Below are 21,523 nucleotides of genomic sequence, written 5' to 3' on the forward strand. Positions count from 1 at the left end.
GCATGCATCGCGCCCGCTGGAGGCCGATACGGGCTGAGGCGCCTCTACGGTCGACATGCCTGCTGTCAGCGTGTCTGCTGGCGGCAAGCCTGCTCGCCGCACCGGCGTCCGCACAGCCGGCGGGCGAGGGGCTCAGCCCCACGCTCGCCAACATCAAGGCCACGCACACGGTGCGGATCGGCTATCGCGAAAGCTCGCCGCCGTTCTCGTTCCTCGATCACTCCAACCGGCCGATCGGCTACAGCCTCGAGCTGTGCGATGCGATCGTCGAGGAGATCGGGACCGAGGTCGACGACGCCAATCTCAAGGTCGACTACGTCAAGGTCACCTCCGACGACCGCATTCCGGCGGTCGTCGACAAGAAGATCGACCTTGAATGCGGATCGACCACGGCGAATGCCGAGCGCGGCAAGCAGGTCGCATTCTCGCCGCTGATGTTCGTGGCCGGCACCAAGCTGATGGTGCCGAAGGCCTCCGGCGTCACCCAGGTCGCCGACCTGAAGGGCAAGACGGTGGTGGTGACCAAGGGCACCACCAACGAGCAGGCGATGCACAATGTCGACGCCAAGCAAAAGCTCGGCCTCAACATCGTCACCGCCCCCGACCACGAGCAGTCCTACCAGATGCTGGTGGACGGCAAGGCGGATGCGTTCGCGACCGACGACATCCTGCTCCACGGCCTGATCGCGCGGCACAAGTCGCAGGACAAATTCCGCGTCACCGGCGACTACCTGTCCTACGATCCCTACGGCATCATGTACCGCAAGGGCGAGCCGCAGATGAAGGACGTAGTCGAGCGCGCGTTCCGCAGGCTGGCCTCGAACCGCGACATCGTCCCGCTCTACAACAAATGGTTCGTCGCCCGGCTGCCGACCGGCGAGAAGCTCAACGTCGCGCTGTCACCGCAGCTCGAAGAGGCCTTCAAGGCGCTCGACGATTCGCCGGGCGGGTCGAACTAGCCGCGAATTTAGGCCTCTCCCCTTGCGGGAGAGGTCGGAAAGCCCGGTGCGCGCCGTTCACCGCCAATAGCGCCGCGACAAATCCAGGCACTGCCGGACCCAGTATCCGTTCACATGAATCAACTGGCATGTGCTCGGAGGCGGCTCCTTGATGATCGGGTAGCCGTGGATGTCGATATTCGTCGGCGCCGTGACGCCGCGCCAAAACACCGCGTTGGCGGCCGGAGGATTGAAGGCGGCGGCGAACGCCGCGAGTGCGACGAAGCTCAAAAGAAGTTTGCGCATAATCTGTTTCCGGATCAATCAATGCACGGAAGCGTACTCCCTTGCGCGGGATGAGCAAGGCGCTGAATCGATCAAAATGACGGTCAGAACTTCGGTGCCGGCTGCACCGCCGCCCCCGCGTCAGCCGCCGCGAACCGCCATGCATGCGAGGGCAACGATGCCGACCGCCGCCAGAACAACCATGACCTGGAAAACCGCGCGCCCAAGAATCGCTCCCATCAAAGCTCCGTCGATCCGGCGGGATCTTCCTTCGAGTGTCCACGCGCCGCGATCTCTGGAGCATCATCGGCAGGCAAGATTCGGCTGTTGCGGTCTGCGAACTCGTCGCTTCACCGGCTAATGTCGTTCGGCGACGATTCGGTCGACCTGTTGCTTCAGCTCTGCTTCCATTTCGGAAATGACGTCGTGCGGCAGGCGAGCGCGGAGCGGATCGGTCGTCTCGTGCTGCATCCTGGGCCGCTTGGCGACCGCGGGTCGTTTAAGCGCCTGATCCTCGATCAATCGTCGAGAGGACGCATAGCCTGTCGCGCCGGCCGTCACGTCAGTCCCGTGGGGTTCGCAAGGATCCTGATCCGACTGCACAACGTTCTTCATGAGCTCTGCCTCCTGGCACTATCTCGCAAGAATTCCCTTGCTCAGGCCCGAACCATTCGGCTCGTCCGGCTTGTCGCCCATCGATGACGCTGAAACCTGCAAAGTTGTTCCGCACGGAACTTGCAAAGGTCTGCCGGAACAGTCCCTCATGAAGCGGGAACCAGAACCATCAGCGTCCTCGATCATTAACTCTGGTTGATCGTTCGGAGGTCGCCATGGCTTACGCGAGACCAATTCGTCAAATAGCGATTGTGGTCGAAGACGACACGATCCAGCGCGACATGATTGCGCTGTTGTTGGAAGAAGGCCATTTCGACGTCATCCAGTGCGAAGACGCCGAGACGGCAGCGCTGGCCATCAAGATGCGTCATCCGTCGCTGGTGGTCACGGACATCAAGCTCACGGGCAAAATGGATGGCGTCGAGCTTGCACGCTTGGCCGTCGATTGCGACCCGGGCGTGCGCGTTATGGTCATCTCGGGCCGGCCCCCGGACAGCGCGCTGCCTGAGGGCGTCAAGTTTTTCGAGAAGCCGGTTTATCCACCCATGCTGCTGCGAGAGCTGGCGTCGTAGATCTCGCCGACGGGTGGCCCATGCAAGACGATCCCGAAATCGATTGGCACCGGGAGCAGATTGCGAAGAACCGGGAACTGATCGCGGAATTGCAATCCGGAAATACGGCGGGGGCTGACGTGTTTCCGGAGACGCAAGCCGAGATCGACCGTCTCATGGCACAGGTCGAGCAATCGGAATTGATCGTCGCCGCCTATGAAAAGGAGCACCCGCAAGACTGATCGGGCGCTCACAGTGCAGGATGGCGCCGGCGAGCCCGCGTCGTCGGGCAGGGAAACGCTACGCGAACACTTCGTCCAGCGCCGCCGAATACGCCGCCTCGACCAGCGCCGGATGCCGGCGCCCCAGCGCTTCCATCTTCACCCCGGAGTTCACCTCGAGGATTTTCCACGCGCCATCCGTGCGCACGACGTCGATCGAGGCGAAGCGGATGCCGACGGCCTGCGCGGCCCTGATCGCGAGCCCGACGCAGGTCTCGGCGCGTCGCGCCATCGGCGAGCAGCCCGGGCTCCGCGCCGGCATCGAGGTTGTGCCGCCAGTTCAGCAGGAGCCGTTCGCCGGCGGGCGGAACGGCGTCGAGCGTGGCGGCATCGAAATCCTCGGTGATGGTCTTGAGTTGCTCGGCCGTCGCGGTCGCCTGCGCCAGCGCGCGCAGGGAACGGACGCCGTCGCCAACGACCGACGGCCGTGTCTTGCCGTAGACGATCAGCGCGCGATCATCGAGCAGCACCACGCGCACCTCGTCCTTGATCTCGACGTAAGGCGAGATCGCAAGGCTCGGATGCACGGCGAGGATGCGTGCGACCGCGGCCTCCAATTGCGCCCGCGTCGTCACGCGGAACACGAGCTCGCCGGAGGTCCCCTCATTGGGTTTGACGACGAGCCCCTGCGGATGCTGCTCGAGCAGACGCTGCATCGCGTCCAGCGAGTCCGATCCCGGGATGTGCTTGCTGAGCTTCGCGCCCAAAAACAGCGTATGCGGAATGACGGGGACGCCGGCCGATGCCAGCACGTCCGCGCAGGCCGATTTGTCGTTGGCGACCTGATGCGCGACCGCGCTGTTCAGCCCGACGTCGTAGCCGATCGCGAGCCGCCGCGCGTTGCCCTTGGTCATGGTGACCAGCCAGCCGCCGGACCGCACCTCGACGGCAATCGCGTGCGCCAAACAATATTTTTTGATGGTTTCCAGGAGGATTTGCTGGCTGATCAGGACCACGAGATCATTTTCCCTTCACCGCGGTTTTCGTAGCAATTAATTGCCAGATCGATGCCGATCTCAGCAAGTAAATTACCTGCAGTACCACGTGTTAACGATGACGCGGTTGAACCTCTGCGTGAAATCGAACGACTGCCATTCTGACATCGCAATTGCGCGCCAGTTGATCTTGACTATCTCCTGCATTGGCGCAATGGACACGCGAGATCTTCAGTGATTTCGGCCACTTCCGCGCCGTCGCGAGCCGTCTAGAAATCAAACTATTCTAATTCTGGTCAGTCGAGAAAACGAAAACCCATGAGCGCGTTCTATCGAGAGAAAGTTCTTTCCGTTCAGCACTGGACCGATACGCTTTTCAGCTTCCGGGCGACCCGCGATTCCGGTTTCCGCTTCCAGAACGGGCAGTTTGCCATGATCGGCCTCGAGGTCGACGGCAGGCCGCTGCTGCGCGCCTATTCGATGGCGAGCGCCAATCACGAGGAAGAGCTCGAGTTCTTCTCGATCAAGGTGCAGGACGGCCCGCTCACCTCCAAGCTGCAGAAGATCCGCGAGGGCGACACGATCCTGGTCGGCCGCAAGGCGACCGGCACGCTGATCACCGACAACCTGATTCCCGGCAAGCGGCTGATGCTGCTGTCGACCGGCACCGGCCTCGCGCCGTTCGCCAGCCTGATCAAGGACCCCGAGGTCTATGATCGCTACGATCAGATCCTGCTGGTGCATGGCTGCCGTCAGGTCTCGGAGCTCGCCTATGGCGAGGAGCTGGTCGCCAAGCTGCGCGACGACGAGCTGTTCGGGCCGCTGCTGTCCGAGAAGCTCTCCGACTATCCGACCGTGACGCGCGAGCCGTTCCGCAACCGCGGCCGCATCACCGATCTGATCACGACCAACCAGCTGTTCACCGATCTGCATCAGGGCCCGCTCGACATCGAGACCGACCGCATCATGATGTGCGGCAGCCCGGCGATGCTGGAAGAGCTGAAGCAGCTGTTCGAGACGCGTGGCTTCAAGGAAGGCAGCGGCAACACCCCCGGTCACTTCGTGATCGAGAAGGCGTTCGTCGAGCGTTAACCGGTGTCGTCCCGGGCAAGCGAAGCGCGACCCGGGACCCATAACCACCGTTGCTGATCGGACGAAGGCTGAGGCCCCACCGGGCTTCAGCGGTTTGCATTTGTGGTTATGGGCCCCGGCCCCGTGCGCAATTGCTCACTAGACTAGGCCGGGACGACGATGGTGTTTGTAGTGCGCACCATTGCCACGCTGCTATAACGCCCCCAACGCCGCGCGGCCTTTGCGCGAACGCGGCGATCTGGGAGCAGAACCTTGTCCATCACCGATCCGGATGCACCGAAAACCGCCTTTGTGTTTGCCGGCGGCGGCAGCTTTGGCGCGATCCAGGTCGGTATGCTGCAGGCGCTGGCCGCGCATGGCGTGGTTGCCGACATGGTGGTCGGCTCCAGCGTCGGCGCACTGAACGGCGCGTTCTACGCCGGCGACCCGACGGTCTCGGGCGTCGCGCGGTTGGCCGAGATCTGGCGCGGCCTCAGCCGTCAGGACGTGTTTCCGGTGACCTGGCGGACGCTGGTGAGCTTCCTGTGGCGGCGTGACTTCCTGATCCCGCATGACGGCGTCCGCAAGCTGATCGACGATAACATCCCGTTCCGCAATCTCGAGGACGCGCGGATCCCGATCCACATCGTCACCACAGACATCATCAGCGGCGACAGCGTGGTGCTGTCGGAAGGTTCGACAGCGGAGGCGATCGTCGCGTCGACCGCGATTCCGGCGCGTTCACGCCGGTGCACTACCGCGATCGTTTCCTGGCCGATGGCGCGATCTCCAGCAACACGCCGGTCCGCGTTGCGGTCAGGCACGGTGCCAAACGCCTGATCGTGCTGCCGACCGGGCATGCCTGCGCCAACCAGGCGCCGCCGGTCGGCGCGCTCGCCAATGCCCTGCACGCGCTGACGCTCCTGATCGCGCGGCAGCTCGTCAACGAGCTCGAGAACATCGGGCCCGATGTCGAGTACTTCGTGGTACCGCCGCTCTGCCCGCTGGTCGGCTCGCCCTACGATTTCTCCCGGACTGCCGATCACATCACCCGGGCAGTCGACACCACCAACGCCTGGCTCGACGGCGACGGCCTGAAGCCTGGCCACATCCCGCACGAATTGCAGCCGCACGAGCATTAGGCGAACGGTGCTCTCTCCTCATCTCCTCTGCAAGCGCACTCACATGCGCGGGTGATGACACCGCGTGGTGCGACGCCTCGAATCGAGAACCATCCCCATCGTCGTCCCTGCGAAAGTGTTTGGTCCCGTATGATTGGCGAGGGCCCGCATTGGGGCCTGGTAGCGGAGGCATTTGAGCCTGGTTCGATTGTAGTCGTGGACGAATTTGGCGATGAAGGTGTCTCGATCGGCGTGATCGATGAAGGTCTGCCGCGGCGTATGGGTCCCTGCTCCCGTGCGCAATTGCGCACCAGGCAGGGATGACGGGTTGGAGGAGCCGCAGATTTACATCACTATTTCGGGATAATAGAATAATGCCGCTGATTTGCCCGACGTGTCAAGGTGCCTGGTCGAGCGCCGGCACGTCGCCGGCTCCTTTGCATGGGGTTGTTTTCGATATTTTGGCAGCGCGCCCTGCGACGGCAGGTTATCGCATGCGCTCCCCTTCGTTGCAGTGCAAAAGTCGATTTCGTTTTAGTTTGACCGGTATCCGCACCCGCCCATTCGGGCGGTTGTCACATCTGTGACTGCTCGGCCGTATAACCGTAGTGCACTTGTTCCGCGAGTTGGATTAGGCTCGCGGCCGACAGGTCATTTGGGCAGACCGGAGGAATTTCATGGATACAGTGCTGCTTCCGTTCTCGCCGCGCTTCATCGTGCTGACCATCTGCGCCGTCGTCACCGCGCTCCTGCTGCTGGTTGGAATTTTCGATCACAAGGTCTTCAAGATCGTCCTGATCCCGCTGGTCATCTTCGGCGCGTTGACATTGCTCGGCATTCGCGACCTCACCCAGAAGAACCACGCGGTGCTGCGCAACTACCCGATCTCGGCGCATGTCCGCTTCCTGCTCGAGGAAATCCGCCCGGAGGTGCGGCAATATTTCTTCGAGAGCGAGAAGGACGGCATGCCGTTCTCGCGCGACACCCGCGCGGTGGTCTATCAGCGTGCCAAGATGGTGCTCGACAAGCGGCCATTCGGCACCCAGGAGGACGTCTATCGCGAGGGCTATGAGTGGATGCACCACTCGGTGGCGCCGAAGCCGAGGGCCGACCAGAAATTCCGCATCACCGTCGGCGGCCCCGACTGCACCAAGCCGTATTCGGCCTCGGTCTTCAATATCTCGGCGATGAGCTTTGGCGCGCTGAGCCCGAACGCGGTGCGGGCGCTCAATGCCGGCGCCAAGAAGGGCGGCTTCGCCCACGACACCGGTGAGGGCGGCGTCAGCCCTTATCACCGCGAGATGGGGGGCGACATCATCTGGGAGATCGGCTCCGGCTATTTTGGCTGTCGCAACCGTGACGGCACCTTCAATCCCGACGAGTTCGCGCGCGTCGCGGGTGACGACCAGATCAAGATGGTCGAGCTCAAGATCAGCCAGGGCGCCAAGCCCGGCCATGGCGGCGTGCTGCCGGCGGCGAAGGTTTCCGAGGAGATTTCCAAGATCCGGGGCGTACCGATGGGCGAGGACTGCATCTCGCCGGCCTATCACAAGGCGTTCTCGACGCCGCTGCAGATGATGGAATTCGTCGCCCGGATGCGCCAGCTGTCCGGCGGCAAGCCGGCCGGCTTCAAGATGTGCATCGGCCATCCCTGGAATTCCTGGCGATCTGCAAGGCGATGCACGAGAGCGGGCTCTATCCCGACTTCATCGTGGTCGACGGCAATGAAGGCGGCACCGGCGCCGCGCCGCTCGAGTTCATGGACCATCTCGGCATGCCGATGCGCGAGGGCGTCAATTTCGTCCACAACGCGCTGATCGGCATCGGCGCGCGCGATCGCATCAAGATCGGTGCCTCCGGCAAGATAGCGACCGCGTTCGACATGGCGCGCGCGATGGCGATCGGGGCCGACTGGTGCAATTCGGCGCGCGGCTTCATGTTCGCGCTCGGCTGCATCCAGTCCCTGAGCTGCCACACCGATCGCTGCCCGACCGGCGTCACCTCGCAGGACCCGATCCGCAACCGCGCGCTCTACGTGCCCGACAAGATCGACCGCGTGTACAACTACCACCACTCGACCCTGCATGCGCTGACCGAGCTGCTCGCCGCCGCCGGCCTCGAGCACACCAAGGAGCTGCGCCCGATCCACTTCTCGCAGCGGAGTTCGACCACCGAGGTCTCTTCCTTCGCCGAGCTCTATCCGACGCTGCGCCCCGGCGAGCTGCTCGAAGGCACCAAGGACCGCCGCTTCCGCGACGCCTGGGCGATGGCGCGCGCAGATTCGTTTCAGCCGGCGGGGTAGGGGTGGCCGGCCCGTTACCCTATCTACGCTCATTGCGTACCAGCGGACGCGCCGAACCATTTGGTCAGCGCCTCGGTTAGCCCGGCCTGCGTTCGCTCGCCGACCCACGCCACGTAGCCATCGGGCCGCACCAGCACCGCGGTCGGGGCCGAAACCGTGCCGTGCGCGGGAAGCTCCCATGCGCCGCGATACTCGGCATCGACCAGCTGAACCCGGTCGGTCCATCCCGCGATGGCGATGCCGCCGGGCGCGCCGAAATTCAGCAGAACCGGCCGCGCCCGGTGCAGCAGCGCGAAGACCTTCATCGGGCCGTTGGCGGTGACCAGATCGAGATCGGGCATCCGGCGTCCGAGCAGCGGATGGCCGTCGCCAAGATCGTAGTGAAGATCGAGGCCGGACATCATCGCGGCAAAGCATCTGCGCGGCTCGTCCATGCGCAGCAGGTCGGAGACGATCTCGTTCAGCGCCCTGGTGCGTGGATCGGTGCGGTTGAGCGCGACATGCGCCATGGTGTTGCGCAGCACGCGGGCCGCCACCGGATGCCGTTCGGCTTGGTAGGTGTCGAGCAGGCTGTCCGGCGCGATCTGCTTGACCACCCGGGCCAGCTTCCAGCCCAGGTTCACCGCGTCCTGCACGCCGATATTGAGGCCCTGGCCGCCCATCGGCGGATGCACATGGGCGGCATCGCCGGCCAGCAGCACGCGCTGTTTGCGGTAGGTCACGGCCTGCCGGGTCATGTCGGTGAAGCGCGAGATCCAGACCGGACTGTGGATGCCGAAATCGGTGCCGTACGCGGCGACCAGTGCCTCGCTGACGTCGCGCAAGGTCGGCTCCCGGTCGGTGCCGAGTTGCCGCTCGGTCAGCACCAGCCGCACCCGCCCGCCATCTTCCGCCTTGCCGATCGCCGAGGTGCCGGTGTCGTGCTGGCGAAAGCCCCATTCCGGCTCGCCCGACATCTCGGCCTCGGCGATCAGCCAGCTCGTGGTCGGATCCCATCCGGCGAATTCGATGCCGGCCGCTTTGCGGACGAGGCTCCGGCCACCGTCGCAGCCGACGAGATACTGTGCCCGGAGCAATTGGCCATCCGACAGTTCGACGTCGACGCCGGCGTCGTCCTGCGTGAAGCCGGTCACGTCGCGCGCGCGGATAATCGGCACCGCCAGTTCGCCGACCCATTCGCCGAGCAGGCGCTCGATATGGTTCTGCCGCAGCCCCAGCGTGAAATTGCGCCGGGTCGGAAAGTCGGTGATCTCAAGCGGAACCAGATGCGAGTGGAACGGCACCGCCGGATGGCGCGTTCCCAGCGCGACGAAGCGGTCGCCGATGCCGCGCTGATCGAGCACCTCGATGGTGCGCGCGTGCAGGCCGCCGGCCCGCGCGCCGATCAGGTCCTCCCTCGCGCGCCGCTCGACAATCGCAACATCTATTCCCGCCAGCGCCAACTCGCCCGCCAGCATCAGCCCGGTCGGACCTCCGCCGGCAATCACGACAGCATGTTTCCGCATCCCGCACTCCTCCGTTCGATTGGGCGCGCGTTCTACGGGAGGACCCCGGGCTTGCGGCAAGCCCGGGGGGTCTACATATATCTGAGTGGGGAGAGGGCGTTCGCTGCCCGAACCAATTCAGCCCATTGCCAGAAGAGTTCGTAGTCCGGATGGAGCGGAGCGCAATCCGGTTTTTTCGCGCGCGGATCGAGCGCCCCGGATTTCGCTGCGCTTCATCCGGGCTACGCGCGCTGGCGATGCAAACTCGCTGTCGTCCCGGCGAAAGCCGGGACCCATAACCACAGGATCGTGTGGTTGGATTCGCTGTCGCCTCAGCTCGCTCTAACGACAATCAGCGGTGGTTATGGGTCCCGGGTCGCGCTGCGCTTGCCCGGGACGACGTCCGATGTGGTGAACCTCAGAACTCGCCGTGGATGCGGCCGGAGAAGATGTGCACCGGGCCGCGGTCGGCGTTGTAGGCGGGGTTGGTGATGAACTGATAGTCCGCGGTCAGCGTCAGGTTCTTGTTCATCTGATAGGCGTAGTAGGTCTCAAAGATCCGCTCCGGGCTGTAGTTCAGCGCGCCGTCGCCGATCAGCAGGCCGAGGCCGCCGGCGGCAAGGTAGTCGCGATGCGCTGATGACAGCCCGTTGATCGCGCCGCCGATGCCGATCGTGTCGTTCGCCCGTCCCCACCTGCTGCCCTTGATCGACAGGCCGCCCGAGATGCTGCGGTCGACATCGGTGAACGACAGGATCTCGGTCCGGCCGTCGTTCCAGCTGAGGCGGCCGAACAGGCCGACATCCTTTGCGATCTGCTGCTCGCCGTTCAGATAAAAGCCGTATTTCAGATTGTCCTTGCGGATGCCGGCCATCACGTCGTTGATGTCGAGCCCCGGATCGGCGTCCTCGATCGCGAGCGCCTGGGCGTAATTGCCGGTGTTGCCGCGGTTGCCGAACACGCCGACGCGCAGCTTGCCGGGCTGGTCGAAGATCGAATAGCGGCCCTCGAACTCGACCACCGCGCCGCCGGTGTTGAACACCAGAACGTCGCTGTTCGGCGCGTTCGGCACCTGGAACACGCCGGCGCGCACCGCCCAATCCTTGCGGTTGAGCTCGACCACGGCGCCGCGGGTGTAACCGGGCAGGTCGGCCGGGAAGTCGTAGGCCGCAGACGCCCACATCGCCCAGTTCATGAAATCGGCGCGCGGTCCTTGGCGTAGGAATTGCCGTCGAAGAAATCGCCGACTGCAAAGCGCCCGACCACCAGCGTGAGGCGATCGATATCGCGCTTGCCGGCGATCTGGTTGGGGCCGTCGGCGACGTCCTCCTGCTCGCCGCCGAAGCCGAAGGTCTGCTTGAAGTAGTAGCGCTGCGGCCGGATTTTCGGGAACGGCGCGCCGGCCTTCTGCGCTTCGCCGTTCGAGAAGCCGGCAAGGCCGAGCGTGCCGTTGAGGCCAAAGCCCTGCGCGGTTTCCGGGTTGAAGTAGAACTCGCCGCCTTCCCAGAGCCGCACGCCGAGAAACGCCGTCGTGGTCCAGGTCTGCTGCAACTGCCCCGCGCCGGGAAGGCTGTTGGTGCCGGCATAGGGCGAGCGGAAGGACGGATAGGTCTGCGGCAGCAGCGTCGTCTGGCCGTGCACGCTCCAGTCGCTCGATTCGGGCAGTGCGGTGCGCGTCGGCGTCGCTGACCATGGCGAGTTGCCGAGCTGATAGTTGAGGCCGAATTTCAGCAAATGGATGCGCGGGTCGATGCTGACGCCGGGCAGGCCGAAATCATTGAGGCCGAGCGTGCGGCGCGACAGGTCGACATAGTCGTATTCGACCTTGGCGGTCCAATTGCCGCTCACCGCGAATTCGGCGCCGGCGCCGACGGTCCAGCCGGTCTGGTACTGGCCGGGCTCCGAGATCACCTCGCCCGCGGCGTCGTTGACCCGAACCTGGCTGTGGCCCCAGGCGAAGCCGCCGGTCACGTAAGGCATCCAGGTGCCGAAAGAGTAGCCGGCGCGGCCGCGCAGCGTGCCGACATAGTCGATCGACGAATTGAAGGGGCCGAGCACCCGCCGCGGCAGGTCGGTCGGGCCGGTGAAGGTCGCATCCGCCTCGATGCCGAGCACGAAGCGGTTGGCGAATTCCCTGTTGTATCCGACCTGGAAGCCGCCGATCCCGCCGGTGATGGTGGGCGGAAAGAACACGCCCTGTTCCAGGATCGGATTGGTGCCGGGACCCAGCGTGCCGTCGCCATAGCCGACATGGGCGCCGACGTAAAAGCCGGTCCAGCTGTAGACCGCCCCGGCGGCGGGAGATTTGAGCGCCAGATCGGCCGCGGTCGCCGGCGCGCCGAAGGTTGCCGCACCGAGCGCTGCGCCGGCGGCGATCTGGACCCGGAAGAGGCGGACGCAGGTCATGACGCGGCTTTCCGCGAACGAGTGGCGGTTTCGCCCGGCATCACTGCAGATTTGGTGGCCGCTTGCCACCCGAGATTTGAAATCATCGCCCGCCGTCCCCGGTCCGATCTGTGTCGTCCCATCCAAAGCCAGATCAGCACCTAGCATCCCCTGTCGCTTATTGCAAATAATTCGCAATAGCAACTGAGGCGCGCCCAATACCGTTCCGATTTGCACGCCACCGTGACAGTCACGTAACAGCGCGAGGCGGCAGGCCGCATCGGCGGCGATCGGCCGCGTGTCGGTGGCAAACCGGTCGCGACCCGACCGTTCAATCGATGCCGCCATTGTCCTCGTCCTTCGTCCTGATGAATGCCGGCTGCGATGCCCTGCCGAGCACGACCCGCGCGCCGGCCCGTTCGACACATCGCGCCATCGACAGCGCCGTCCGCAGCCCGGCGTTTGAGATTGTGCGTTTCCGGTGGAGCGTGGCCGCGCCGCGCAGGATGGCGCTCGCCAGCCTGAGCAGCACGATCGCGCTCCATCGCCGGCCGCGACTGAGCGCGGTCACGCCCCCACCGTGGCGAGCTGGACGATCCGCAGCAGCACGAGGCCGGCGGCGACGACGAGATAGCCGCGCAGCACGATCATCCAGATCCGGCTCAGCGGGCTGAGCCGCGCCGGCGGCAGCCGGTTGAGCGGCGGCATCCGCCAGCTGTCGCGGTCGACCAGAGCGTTTTCGAGCGAAGTGGGTACCGGTTCGCGTGAAGAAAACGCGTCAAACAGGAATTTGGAGCCCCGTTCCGATTCCATCGGAACGGAAAAGGCTCCAGCGAGGGCTTGCGCTTGAAGCGGAAGGACGCGTTGCGGTGCGACGACGTCCCGTAGAACTTGACGGCTGCCGTGATCGCGAGCGCAAGCACGCTGCCGCCGACGAGGATGCCGATGATCCACGTCTCGCCGAGATCGGGGAATAGCACCGCGGCGGTCAGGATCACCGACAGCATCACCAGCCCCGCGACCACCGCGCCGGTGAACAGGTTCAGCCTGAGGGAATTGACCCAGGGCCCAAGGATGTGGCGATCGTTGCACAGCAGCAGGAGGAACACGGTCGCGCTCGGCAACAGCACGCCGGCCAGCGTCTGCACCGCGTTGGTCAATAGTCCGAGCGGCGTGCCCGGCGTCAGCACCAGCACCGCCGCAAGCACGATCAGGCCGCAATAGACGCTGTAGAAGCCCTTCGCGTCCCACGGCTTGCGGTGCAGCGAGTGCTTCACCGCGAACACGTCGCCGATCGCATAAGCGGTCGCGAGGGAGACCGCCGCAGCACCGATGATGCAGGCGTCGAGCAGCGCAAGGGCGAACAGCACCGCCGACAGCCGGCCGGCATATGTCTCGAGGCCGACCGCGGTCCCCAGCGCGTCGGTGCAATTGCCGAATTCTGGCTTTCCTGCGAACACCGCCGCGCAGAACGAGATCATCGCCACCCCGCCGACCACCACCAGCACGATGCCGATGCACAGATCCATCCACTCATAGCGGATGAAACGCGGCGTGATCCGCTTGTCGACGATGTAGCTCTGCTGAAAGAACAATTGCCACGGCGCCACCGTGGTACCGACGATGGCGACGATCAGCAGCATCACTTCGCTGAGCTTGGCGTCTTGCGGCATCCTCGGCACGAAGAAGTCCGCCGCGATCTGCCCGATCGGTGGATGCACCATCAAAATCACAGGCACCAGCAGCAGGCTGCCGGCGACCAGCACGATGCCGAAGCGCTCGAAGCGGCGGAAGTCGCCGGTCGAGACCGCCAGCATTACGATAGCAGCCGAGGCCAGCACGCCCCAGAACTGCGAGACGCCGAGATAACGAAGCGCGAACGTGATGCCGATGAACTCGGTGACGATGGTGAGCGCGTTCAATACCAGGAGGTCGATGACGCTGAAGGCGCCCCAGAACCTGCCGAAGCGCTCGAAGATCAGCCGCGCATGGCCGACCCCGGTGACCGCGCCGAGCCGCACCACCATCTCCTGGTCGACGTAGAGCACCGGGATCAGCAGCAGCAGCGTCCACAGCAGCGTGGTGCCGTAATTCTGTCCGGCCTGGGTATAGGTGCCGAACGCGCCGGCGTCGTTGTCGCCGACCATCACGATCAGGCCGGGGCCGACGATTGCCAGCAGCGTCTTGAGCCGGGCCAGCAAGGTCGCGCGCGGCGCGGTGTCGTCGCGCGCGATGCTGCCGAGCGCGCCGTGGATGTCGCCGGCATGCGCGCTGTCGAGAATGGCGGTTTGTGTGGTCTTGCTTTCGGTCATTTCGCGTCTCCTCGCCGCCTTTCGGCACGGCGGGAGGGACGCAGGCGTCGTCAGGCGCGCACGTCTCCGCTGCCGTGAGCAGCGGCATTTCCAGATGTGATGCAGATCGAGAATCCCGTTGCCGCGCCTGAATGCCGCGCAACGGGGCAACTAGGTCCTTCGTCCATGTCGGCCTCCTAAACCAAGACAACTACTTCCCACCGAGCAGCGGGCGCCGCTTCACCTCGCCCCGCGTGCGGAGAGGTCGGATCGCATCGTCAGATGCGATCCGGGTGAGGAAAGCTTCCGCGAACTCAGCTATCACCGTGTGCGCGGAGACCGCCCCTCACCCCAACCCTCTCCCCGTAAGAACGGGGAGAGGGAGCGGCAGCAGCGTCGTTATCACGCCCGCTCTCGCGGTCGGCCTAAGCGCACAGCCGTGGCTTCGCTTCGGCGCGTCGCTGTTGATCGAGATCGCCGCCGCTGTCGTCGACGATCCAACGGCATTCCAGGCGGCCGTCGATCAGGACCCAATGACAGGCCGGGGTTGGACGCCGGCGGCGGCCCGCCAGGCGGCGAAAGCCCGGCAGGTTGTCATTGCAATGAACGGCGGCCGGCGGCGGCATGCGCCGCGGCTCGACAACGCGCCGCGGGCTTGCTTGCCGGAATTTTGCGAGCTTTTCGAACATCGCTCACCTCCACTTTCCGCTGGTCGCGGCAGGCCGGTGAGGAGCAGTGGTCAGCTTGGGCGCGACCACCCGTCCACGCAGGCGAGATCTGCGCGATCAGTCTTGCTGTGTTGCGGCGTCACCAGTCCCGGCATCGCCGGTCTACTGTCGCCTGAGTTACTACTGCCCATGTGCCTTCTGTGCTGGCTCGTGAATCGACTTGTCTCCGGAGATAGAACCCCCGGCCCGGAACGAACGTTCCGGTCATCGGGCACTACGCCCGCGACAATGGCCTGTCAAGCCGATTCCACTATCCTCCGGGAGGATCATGATTATCCTCCCGGGAGGATAGGAGAGACAGATGTCCGACGACCATCCGCACGCTGCGATCGCCCGGCGCCTGAAGCGCGCCAACGGCCATCTCGACACCATCGTCGAGATGATCGAGCAGGGCCGGCCCTGTGCGCAGATCGCCCAGCAATTGCAGGCGGTGGAGAGCGCGATCGAGAGCGCCAAGAAGGCGCTGATCCACGATCACATCGGTCACAGCCTGGAGGAGACGCTGAAGGCGTCGGGGCCGAAGGGCCGCGCCGTGCTGCGCGATTTCAGGCTGGTCGCGAAATATCTGTGATTGCTGCGTTCAAGAATTGACCCGCCCGGGGGATCACCGGACGGGTCGGTTGCGACACGGGGTGGATGAGGACCCGTGCCGAACACAGGATCCGCAACCCTAGGAATTGCGTCGATCAGTAGTAGCAGCTGCGCACGCGGCCGATGTAATTGCCGTAGGCGTCGAACTGGCGCACCCAGCCGCAGCGCCGATAGCCGCCGCCGTAGTAATAGCCGTCGCTGGCCGCAATCGCGCTGCCGACAACGGCGGCGCCGACGAGACCTGCGCCAACGCCCCAGCCCCAGCCATAGGGCTTCGCTTCAGCCTGCGACGTCGTGGACGCGATGGTGCCGGTCACGGCGAGCGCGGTGAGGGCGAGGGCGGCGAACTTGGTCTTGATCGACATGGAATACTCCATCCTGTGTGGGCGGCGCCGGTGTGGTCCGCATGCCCGTTGGACGGAGGCTGTCCGGTTCCGGTTCGAAGATCGGGCGGAAATATGGTTTCGCGAATTGTTTCGTCGCGCTTGTCAGGACGAAGCAATCGCGGTCATTTGCCGCGAAATACGCTCGGATCGAACCTGTCGACGTCGGCAAGCAGCTCGCAGAACGCGCGCGCGCCGTGCTCGATCAGCTTCTCGCCTTTCTCGGCCGAAGCCTTGGTCGCATCGCCGATCGCACCGCTCGGATTGAGGTCTTGCGCCTGCCAGGCGAATGGCGCCGGCCGCTGCGTCGACAGAAAGCGATGATCCTTCTCGATCCGCACGCTGGCCGGCTTGAAGTCCGCGATCGCTTCCTTGCGCACGGCGTGCGGATATTTCGCCAGCATGATCGACGTCTCGACCGCGCCGCCATGGATGCCGTGGCGCAATTCGCCGGCGTCGAACAGCCCGTCCGGCGCGCCGAAGCGCGACCAGCTCGTGGTCACCACCAGCATCTGATGGTGCGCGCGCAGATCCTGCGCCACCAGCTGCATCGCGGCAGAATTGCCGCCATGGCTGGTCACGATCACGAGCTTCCTGACGCCTGCGCGCGCCACGCTCTCGCCGAGCGCCATCCAGCTCTTCAGCGCCACGTTGGTCGGCAAGGTCAAAGTACCCGGAAAATCGATGTGCTCGGTTGAGATGCCGACCGGCTGCAACGGCAGGAACGTGGCGGGAATGGTCGTCGGCAGCAACTCTCGCACCCGCGAAAGATAGGCCTCGCCGATCATGACGTCGGTTCCGAGCGGCAGATGCGGCCCGTGCTGCTCGGTCGCGGCCAGCGGCAGCACCGCAATCCAGCGCGCGGCCGTATCCCTGGCGATATCGGGCCAGTGGATGGCGGTCCAGTCGTGGGGCGGAAGCTGAGAAGTCATCAAGCCGGTCGTTTCAATACAAGCGTTTCACGGGATGGATTTGCAGGCTAGTTTGTTTAACATCATAACGGGTTCGCGTCTCCGGGCGCGGTCCACGTCTTCCGCCTTCCATCATGGGCCATAATGATCGACGGAGTCCAACCATGATCCCGGCCTTTTTGCTGCGAGCGTTAACCACAAGCCTTCTGACCGCCGCGTTTTGCGTCGCCGCGGCGCTTGCCCCGGCGCGGGCGCAGACCCTCGACAAAGTCTCGTTCGGCACCAATTGGGTCGCCGAGGGCGAGCATGGCGGTTTCTTCCAGGCGCTCGCCGACGGCACCTACAAGAAATACGGCCTCGACGTCACCATCGTGCCGGGCGGTCCCAACGAGAACAACCGGATGCTGCTGATCGCGGGCAAGCTCGACTTCTTCATGAGCGCGAACTCGCTGCAGACCTTCGACGCCGTCACCAACAACGTGCCGCTGGTCGCTGTCGCCGCCATGTTCCAGAAGGACCCCCAGGTCTTCCTGACCCATCCCGAGGTCAAGGTCGCAAAGATCGAGGATCTGAAGCCGCTCACGCTTTTGATCTCGAAGGAGGGCATCACCAGCTACTTCCAGTGGCTGAAGTCCGAATACGGTTTCGACGAGAACAAGGTGAAGCCCTACACCTTCAACCCGCAGCCCTTCATCGTGAACAAGCAGACCGCGATGCAGGGCTACGTCACCTCGGAGCCCTTCGCGGTCGAGAAAGCCGCCGGCTTCAAGCCGAACGTGCTGCTGCTCGCCGATTACGGCTTCAACTCCTACTCGACGCTGATCGAGACCCGCCGCGACCTGGTCGACAAGAAGCCTGACCTCGTGCAGCGCTTCGTCGATGCCTCGATCGTCGGCTGGTACCACTACCTCTACGGTGACAACTCGGCCGGCAATGCGATGATCAAGAAGCTCAATCCCGACATGAACGACGAGCTGCTCTCCTATTGCGTCGCCAAGATGCGCGAGCACGGCATCGTCGATTCCGGCGATTCCATCAAGAACGGCATCGGCGCCATGACCGATGAGCGGATGGCGAGCTTCTTCGACAAGATGGTGCGCGCCGGCGTGGTCAAGAGCGCTATCGACTATCGCCAGGGCTACACGCTGCGCTTCGTCAACAAGGCGGTCGGCGCCGAGCTCCGGCCGAAGAACTGACGGGTGCGGACGGGCGATGGCGGAGCCTGCGTTGTCTGGATCTGATGCAGCGTCGGCTGTGCGCCTGCGCGGCGTCAGCAAGACCTATGACAGCGGCGTGAGGGCACTCGGGCCGCTCGACCTCGACGTGAGGCGCGGCGAGTTCGTCTCGCTGCTCGGGCCCTCCGGTTGCGGCAAGTCCACCGCGCTGCGGCTCATTGCAGGTCTCGCCACGCCAAGCGCCGGCACGGTCGAGGTCTCGCATCATGGCGCGGAGCAGCGCGGCAGCCACCGCATCGGCTTCGTATTTCAGGAGCCGACCCTGATGCCGTGGGCTACCGTGCGCGACAATGTCCGCCTGCCGCTGAAGCTTGCCCGGCTGCCTGCGACCGACGCCGATGCGCGCATCGATGCGGCGCTGGATCAGGTCGGGCTTGTGGAGTTCGCCGACGCCTATCCGCGCGAACTGTCCGGCGGCATGAAGATGCGGGTGTCGCTGGCGCGCGCGCTGGTCACCGATCCGGATGTCCTCTTGATGGACGAGCCGTTCGCGGCGCTCGACGAGATCACGCGGTTTCGCCTCAACAACGACCTGCTGTCGCTGTGGCGCACCCTGCACAAGACCGTCATCTTCGTGACGCACTCGGTGTTCGAGTTGGTCTATCTGTCGCAGCGCGTGATCGTGATGACCGCCCGCCCGGGCCGCATCGGCGCGGAGTTTCGCATCACCTCGCCGGAACCGCGCGATGAGGAGTTCCGCACCTCGGCCGAGTATGCCGCGTTCTGCCGTGAGGTCTCGAACGCACTGGCGCCATCCTATGCGGGGCAGGTGGGCGCATGAAGTCTCCGCAAGACCTCGTCCGTTTTCTGCTTCCGGTCGCGGTGTTTGCCGCTGGCCTCCTGCTTTGGGAAGCCGTCGTCCGCGGCTATGGCATCCAACCTTACGTGCTGCCGAGCCCGCTGTTGGTGCTGAAGACACTGGTTGCGGACTGGCCGGTGCTGTCGCAATCGCTCGGCGTCACGCTGCTGACCACGCTCGAAGGCTTCGTTGCCGCGGCAATCGGCGGCATCGTGCTGGCACTATTGTTCAACCAGTCGAAATGGCTGGAATATTCACTGTTTCCCTATGCGGTAGTGCTGCAGGTCACGCCCGTCATCGCGATCGCGCCGCTGCTCCTGATCTATCTGCAGCAGCAGACCGCGGTGATCGTCTGCGCCTGGATCGTGGCGTTCTTTCCGGTGCTGTCGAACACGACGCTCGGCCTCAATTCGGTGGATCGCAACCTCGCCGGATTGTTTCAACTTTATGGCGCCTCACAGCTGCAGACGCTGCTGTTCTTGAAGCTGCCCGCGGCGCTGCCCTATATCCTCGGCGGTCTGCGCATCGCCGGCGGGCTGTCGCTGATCGGCGCCGTGGTCGCGGAGATCGCGGCGGGCAGCGCCGGCGCCGGCTCGGGCCTCGCCTTCCGGATCGCTGAATTGGGCTACCGGCTGAATATTCCCCGCATGTTCGCAGCACTTCTGCTGCTATCGCTGGCCGGGATTGTCATTTATGGGTTGCTGGCGCTAGTTTCGCATTTGTTGTTGCGACGTTGGCATGAAAGCGCGTTAGGAAAGGACAGTTGATGGCCCCGATTTCTTCCGAAAAGATCGATCTGTTGATCTATGGACCGATCCGGCCAATCCTCGAAAACGGCTTTCCCGATCAATACGTGCTGCACCGCGCGGAGAGCCGCGGCGACCTCGAGCGACTGACGCCCGATACGATGGCCAAGATCCGCGGCATCGCCGTCACTTATCACACGATGGCGACCGACAAGACCGCGCTGGCGATGTTTCCGAAGCTCGAGATCGTCGGCAGCTTCGGCGTCGGCTACGACCACGTCGATTCCGCCTATGCGCGCGATCACAATATTGTGGTCACCAATACGCCCGACGTGCTGACCGAGGAGGTCGCCGATGTCGCGATGGGCTTGTTGATCGCGACGTTGCGCGAGTTCGTCAAGGCCGACCGCTATGTGCGCTCCGGGCTGTGGCAGACCCAGAATTATCCGCTCAGCGTCGGCTCGCTGCGCGACCGCAAGATCGGCATCGTCGGCATGGGCCGGATCGGCCAGGCGATCGGGCGCCGTCTTGAAGCCTCGCGGGTGCCGGTGTCCTATCACTCGCGCAATCCGTCCAAGGACGTCTCCTACAAGCACTATCCCGATCTGATCGAGATGGCGAAGGCGGTCGATACGCTGATCGTCATCGTGCCGGGCGGCGCCTCGACCGCGAAGATGATCAATGCCGACGTCTTGAAGGCGCTCGGTCCGCGCGGCGTGCTGATCAATGTCGCGCGCGGCTCGGTGGTCGACGAGCCGGCGCTGGTCGCGGCGCTGAAGTCCGGCACCATCCTGGCCGCCGGACTCGACGTGTTCGCGGCCGAGCCGAACGTGCCCGACGAATTGAAGGCGATGCAGAACGTCGTGCTGCTGCCGCATATCGGTTCGGCCTCGGTGGTGACGCGCAACGCGATGGACCAGCTGGTGGTCGACAACATCAAGGACTGGTTCGCCGGCAAGCCGCCGCTGACGCCGGTTGCCGAAACGCCCGTTAGGGATCGCTGATGTCGTTGTCCCGCTTCAATGCCGTGCTGTGTCTGCTGCTGGCCGCGTGCGGTCCGGCAGGGGCGCAGGACGTCACGACGTTGAAGAAGGACATGATCGGGCAGTGGGAGCTCGCCACCACCGAGCGCAGCAAGACCTGCGTCGTGACGCTGAAGGGCGATACGGCGCCGCAAGGCTTCAAGCTCGAGCTCGAGCCCGCCTGTGCCGCCACGCTGCCCTTCACCAAGGACATCACCGGCTGGAGCATCAAGGGCCTCGGCGACATCGTGCGGCTGCACAATGCCGCCGGCGAGACCGTGATCGATTTCACCGAGGTCGAGACCGGCATTTTCGAAGGGATGCGCACCAATGAGGGCGTCTACATCTTGCAAAACCTTGCCGCGGCGCGCTCGCTCGCCAAATCGATGGACCAGATGATCGGCGACTGGTCGATGGTGCGCGGCAACGGCCAGGCGATCTGCACGCTGGTGCTGACCAACACCGACGCCGGCAACGACAATTTCCAGGTGTTCCTGAAAGGCAAATGCGATCCCGCGGTCGCTTCCTTCAACCCGACCATGTGGCGGCTCGACCACGGCCAGATGATCCTGATGTCGGCCAAGGGGCAGACCTGGCAGTTCGAGGCCGACGACAACGCCCAATGGCGCCGCGTCCCGGACAGCGCCGATCCGCTGATCATGCTGCGGGAGCAGTAGGTCGGGTGCTGGCCTCGTAGCCCGCATGAGCGCAAGCGATATGCGGGATTTCGCCGATGCATTCCCCGGGTATCGCTTCGCTCACCCGGGCTACGGGATTGCCACAAGCTCCGTGTCGTCCTTGCGAAAGCAGGGACGACGATGGGGCCGGTACGATCTGCTTCTGCCGAAA

The 21,523-nt window shown here is 64.5% G+C and carries 21 protein-coding genes and 3 pseudogenes; 13 read left to right on the forward strand and 11 right to left on the reverse strand.

The window, feature by feature from the left end:
- Nucleotides 1–2: 2 nt before the first annotated feature.
- On the forward strand, nt 3–959 hold the full coding sequence (locus ACSKB9_RS26850; protein ID WP_438076868.1) for an amino acid ABC transporter substrate-binding protein: 957 nt from the start codon (nt 3–5) through the stop codon (nt 957–959).
- Between the two features lie 57 nt (nt 960–1,016).
- On the opposite strand, the gene ACSKB9_RS26855 is transcribed toward ACSKB9_RS26850, so the two are convergent.
- Complete coding sequence (locus ACSKB9_RS26855) at nt 1,017–1,262, reverse strand: hypothetical protein (protein ID WP_438076870.1); 246 nt, start codon at nt 1,260–1,262, stop codon at nt 1,017–1,019.
- Nucleotides 1,263–1,580: 318 nt separating this feature from the next.
- Nucleotides 1,581–1,838, reverse strand: coding sequence for a hypothetical protein (locus ACSKB9_RS26860; RefSeq protein WP_438076872.1), 258 nt, complete (start codon nt 1,836–1,838; stop codon nt 1,581–1,583).
- Between the two features lie 215 nt (nt 1,839–2,053).
- On the opposite strand from ACSKB9_RS26860, the gene ACSKB9_RS26865 reads away from it, so the two are divergent.
- Together ACSKB9_RS26865 and ACSKB9_RS26870 are read left to right on the forward strand one after the other, a co-directional pair.
- Nucleotides 2,054–2,410 (forward strand): response regulator, encoded by a 357-nt coding sequence (locus ACSKB9_RS26865; RefSeq protein WP_253605067.1) that lies wholly within the window; start codon nt 2,054–2,056, stop codon nt 2,408–2,410.
- 20 nt (nt 2,411–2,430) lie between these two features.
- The gene (locus tag ACSKB9_RS26870) at nt 2,431–2,631 is read left to right on the forward strand and encodes a hypothetical protein (RefSeq protein ID WP_057020127.1); all 201 of its coding nucleotides are present in this window, start codon (nt 2,431–2,433) and stop codon (nt 2,629–2,631) included.
- A 58-nt stretch (nt 2,632–2,689) separates the two neighbouring features.
- Here ACSKB9_RS26870 and ACSKB9_RS26875 read toward each other — a convergent pair.
- A pseudogene (locus ACSKB9_RS26875) lies at nt 2,690–3,626 on the reverse strand (ATP-grasp domain-containing protein).
- Nucleotides 3,627–3,923: 297 nt separating this feature from the next.
- Here ACSKB9_RS26875 and ACSKB9_RS26880 point away from each other — a divergent pair.
- The 4 genes and pseudogenes from ACSKB9_RS26880 to ACSKB9_RS26895 all read left to right on the forward strand — a co-directional run bounded on the left by ACSKB9_RS26880 (nt 3,924) and on the right by ACSKB9_RS26895 (nt 8,099).
- Nucleotides 3,924–4,697, forward strand: a complete 774-nt coding sequence (locus ACSKB9_RS26880) for a ferredoxin--NADP reductase (protein ID WP_438076874.1) — start codon at nt 3,924–3,926, stop codon at nt 4,695–4,697.
- Between the two features lie 252 nt (nt 4,698–4,949).
- Nucleotides 4,950–5,516 carry a patatin-like phospholipase family protein gene (locus ACSKB9_RS26885; protein ID WP_438076876.1) on the forward strand — a complete coding sequence of 189 codons (567 nt, stop codon included), beginning with the start codon at nt 4,950–4,952 and terminating at the stop codon, nt 5,514–5,516.
- A 2-nt stretch (nt 5,517–5,518) separates the two neighbouring features.
- Nucleotides 5,519–5,818, forward strand: coding sequence for a hypothetical protein (locus ACSKB9_RS26890; protein ID WP_438076878.1), 300 nt, complete (start codon nt 5,519–5,521; stop codon nt 5,816–5,818).
- A 656-nt stretch (nt 5,819–6,474) separates the two neighbouring features.
- Nucleotides 6,475–8,099: pseudogene (locus ACSKB9_RS26895) on the forward strand (FMN-binding glutamate synthase family protein).
- A 29-nt stretch (nt 8,100–8,128) separates the two neighbouring features.
- Here the strand turns inward: ACSKB9_RS26895 and ACSKB9_RS26900 are convergent.
- The 6 genes and pseudogenes from ACSKB9_RS26900 to ACSKB9_RS26925 all read right to left on the reverse strand — a co-directional run bounded on the left by ACSKB9_RS26900 (nt 8,129) and on the right by ACSKB9_RS26925 (nt 14,885).
- Nucleotides 8,129–9,604, reverse strand: a complete 1,476-nt coding sequence (locus tag ACSKB9_RS26900; protein ID WP_438076880.1) for an FAD-dependent monooxygenase — start codon at nt 9,602–9,604, stop codon at nt 8,129–8,131.
- 397 nt (nt 9,605–10,001) lie between these two features.
- Nucleotides 10,002–11,989: pseudogene (locus tag ACSKB9_RS26905) on the reverse strand (carbohydrate porin).
- Between the two features lie 310 nt (nt 11,990–12,299).
- A complete protein-coding gene (locus tag ACSKB9_RS26910) occupies nt 12,300–12,539 on the reverse strand; it encodes a hypothetical protein (protein ID WP_438076882.1) in 240 nt (79 codons plus the stop codon).
- A complete protein-coding gene (locus tag ACSKB9_RS26915) occupies nt 12,536–12,676 on the reverse strand; it encodes a hypothetical protein (protein ID WP_438076884.1) in 141 nt (46 codons plus the stop codon). The genes ACSKB9_RS26910 and ACSKB9_RS26915 overlap by 4 nt, the downstream gene beginning before the upstream one ends.
- Nucleotides 12,631–14,280 carry an NRAMP family divalent metal transporter gene (locus ACSKB9_RS26920; RefSeq protein ID WP_438076886.1) on the reverse strand — a complete coding sequence of 550 codons (1,650 nt, stop codon included), beginning with the start codon at nt 14,278–14,280 and terminating at the stop codon, nt 12,631–12,633. The genes ACSKB9_RS26915 and ACSKB9_RS26920 overlap by 46 nt, the downstream gene beginning before the upstream one ends.
- 404 nt (nt 14,281–14,684) lie before the next feature.
- The gene (locus tag ACSKB9_RS26925; protein ID WP_438076888.1) at nt 14,685–14,885 is read right to left on the reverse strand and encodes a hypothetical protein; all 201 of its coding nucleotides are present in this window, start codon (nt 14,883–14,885) and stop codon (nt 14,685–14,687) included.
- Between the two features lie 403 nt (nt 14,886–15,288).
- Between ACSKB9_RS26925 and ACSKB9_RS26930 the strand changes: the two genes are divergently transcribed.
- Nucleotides 15,289–15,558, forward strand: a complete 270-nt coding sequence (locus tag ACSKB9_RS26930; RefSeq protein WP_016840607.1) for a metal-sensing transcriptional repressor — start codon at nt 15,289–15,291, stop codon at nt 15,556–15,558.
- 115 nt (nt 15,559–15,673) lie between these two features.
- On the opposite strand, the gene ACSKB9_RS26935 is transcribed toward ACSKB9_RS26930, so the two are convergent.
- Together ACSKB9_RS26935 and ACSKB9_RS26940 are read right to left on the reverse strand one after the other, a co-directional pair.
- Nucleotides 15,674–15,943 carry a hypothetical protein gene (locus ACSKB9_RS26935; protein ID WP_018269139.1) on the reverse strand — a complete coding sequence of 90 codons (270 nt, stop codon included), beginning with the start codon at nt 15,941–15,943 and terminating at the stop codon, nt 15,674–15,676.
- A 143-nt stretch (nt 15,944–16,086) separates the two neighbouring features.
- Nucleotides 16,087–16,893, reverse strand: coding sequence for a creatininase family protein (locus ACSKB9_RS26940; RefSeq protein WP_438076891.1), 807 nt, complete (start codon nt 16,891–16,893; stop codon nt 16,087–16,089).
- A 143-nt stretch (nt 16,894–17,036) separates the two neighbouring features.
- Between ACSKB9_RS26940 and ACSKB9_RS26945 the strand changes: the two genes are divergently transcribed.
- The 5 genes from ACSKB9_RS26945 to ACSKB9_RS26965 are packed head-to-tail and all read left to right on the forward strand — an operon-like array spanning nt 17,037 to nt 21,351.
- Complete coding sequence (locus tag ACSKB9_RS26945) at nt 17,037–18,068, forward strand: ABC transporter substrate-binding protein (protein WP_438076893.1); 1,032 nt, start codon at nt 17,037–17,039, stop codon at nt 18,066–18,068.
- A gap of 16 nt (nt 18,069–18,084) precedes the next feature.
- Entirely contained in the window at nt 18,085–18,888 is an 804-nt protein-coding gene (locus ACSKB9_RS26950) for an ABC transporter ATP-binding protein (RefSeq protein ID WP_438076895.1), read from the forward strand.
- A complete protein-coding gene (locus tag ACSKB9_RS26955; RefSeq protein ID WP_438076897.1) occupies nt 18,885–19,673 on the forward strand; it encodes an ABC transporter permease in 789 nt (262 codons plus the stop codon). Before ACSKB9_RS26950 ends, ACSKB9_RS26955 begins: the two co-directional genes overlap by 4 nt.
- Nucleotides 19,673–20,656 carry a 2-hydroxyacid dehydrogenase gene (locus ACSKB9_RS26960; protein WP_438076899.1) on the forward strand — a complete coding sequence of 328 codons (984 nt, stop codon included), beginning with the start codon at nt 19,673–19,675 and terminating at the stop codon, nt 20,654–20,656. The genes ACSKB9_RS26955 and ACSKB9_RS26960 overlap by 1 nt, the downstream gene beginning before the upstream one ends.
- Nucleotides 20,656–21,351: an AprI/Inh family metalloprotease inhibitor gene (locus ACSKB9_RS26965; RefSeq protein WP_438076901.1), complete on the forward strand. Its 696-nt coding sequence runs from the start codon at nt 20,656–20,658 to the stop codon at nt 21,349–21,351. The genes ACSKB9_RS26960 and ACSKB9_RS26965 overlap by 1 nt, the downstream gene beginning before the upstream one ends.
- The last annotated feature ends 172 nt before the right edge of the window (nt 21,352–21,523 follow it).

Origin of the sequence: Bradyrhizobium sp. BR 1433, assembly GCF_051547665.1 — a bacterium.
Classification (GTDB): domain Bacteria; phylum Pseudomonadota; class Alphaproteobacteria; order Rhizobiales; family Xanthobacteraceae; genus Bradyrhizobium; species Bradyrhizobium australafricanum.

Excerpts from the sequence above, each read along its gene's own strand:
- ACSKB9_RS26850 (WP_438076868.1), top strand. The coding sequence starts at position 3 with ATGCATCGCGCCCGCTGGAGGCCGATACGGGCTGAGGCGCCTCTACGG.
- ACSKB9_RS26860 (WP_438076872.1), bottom strand. The coding sequence starts at position 1,838 with ATGAAGAACGTTGTGCAGTCGGATCAGGATCCTTGCGAACCCCACGGG.
- ACSKB9_RS26865 (WP_253605067.1), top strand. The coding sequence starts at position 2,054 with ATGGCTTACGCGAGACCAATTCGTCAAATAGCGATTGTGGTCGAAGAC.
- ACSKB9_RS26870 (WP_057020127.1), top strand. The coding sequence starts at position 2,431 with ATGCAAGACGATCCCGAAATCGATTGGCACCGGGAGCAGATTGCGAAG.
- ACSKB9_RS26880 (WP_438076874.1), top strand. The coding sequence starts at position 3,924 with ATGAGCGCGTTCTATCGAGAGAAAGTTCTTTCCGTTCAGCACTGGACC.
- ACSKB9_RS26900 (WP_438076880.1), bottom strand. The coding sequence starts at position 9,604 with ATGCGGAAACATGCTGTCGTGATTGCCGGCGGAGGTCCGACCGGGCTG.
- ACSKB9_RS26915 (WP_438076884.1), bottom strand. The coding sequence starts at position 12,676 with ATGCCGCCGCTCAACCGGCTGCCGCCGGCGCGGCTCAGCCCGCTGAGC.
- ACSKB9_RS26920 (WP_438076886.1), bottom strand. The coding sequence starts at position 14,280 with ATGACCGAAAGCAAGACCACACAAACCGCCATTCTCGACAGCGCGCAT.
- ACSKB9_RS26925 (WP_438076888.1), bottom strand. The coding sequence starts at position 14,885 with ATGCCGCCGCCGGCCGCCGTTCATTGCAATGACAACCTGCCGGGCTTT.
- ACSKB9_RS26930 (WP_016840607.1), top strand. The coding sequence starts at position 15,289 with ATGTCCGACGACCATCCGCACGCTGCGATCGCCCGGCGCCTGAAGCGC.
- ACSKB9_RS26935 (WP_018269139.1), bottom strand. The coding sequence starts at position 15,943 with ATGTCGATCAAGACCAAGTTCGCCGCCCTCGCCCTCACCGCGCTCGCC.
- ACSKB9_RS26940 (WP_438076891.1), bottom strand. The coding sequence starts at position 16,893 with ATGACTTCTCAGCTTCCGCCCCACGACTGGACCGCCATCCACTGGCCC.
- ACSKB9_RS26945 (WP_438076893.1), top strand. The coding sequence starts at position 17,037 with ATGATCCCGGCCTTTTTGCTGCGAGCGTTAACCACAAGCCTTCTGACC.
- ACSKB9_RS26950 (WP_438076895.1), top strand. The coding sequence starts at position 18,085 with ATGGCGGAGCCTGCGTTGTCTGGATCTGATGCAGCGTCGGCTGTGCGC.
- ACSKB9_RS26955 (WP_438076897.1), top strand. The coding sequence starts at position 18,885 with ATGAAGTCTCCGCAAGACCTCGTCCGTTTTCTGCTTCCGGTCGCGGTG.
- ACSKB9_RS26960 (WP_438076899.1), top strand. The coding sequence starts at position 19,673 with ATGGCCCCGATTTCTTCCGAAAAGATCGATCTGTTGATCTATGGACCG.
- ACSKB9_RS26965 (WP_438076901.1), top strand. The coding sequence starts at position 20,656 with ATGTCGTTGTCCCGCTTCAATGCCGTGCTGTGTCTGCTGCTGGCCGCG.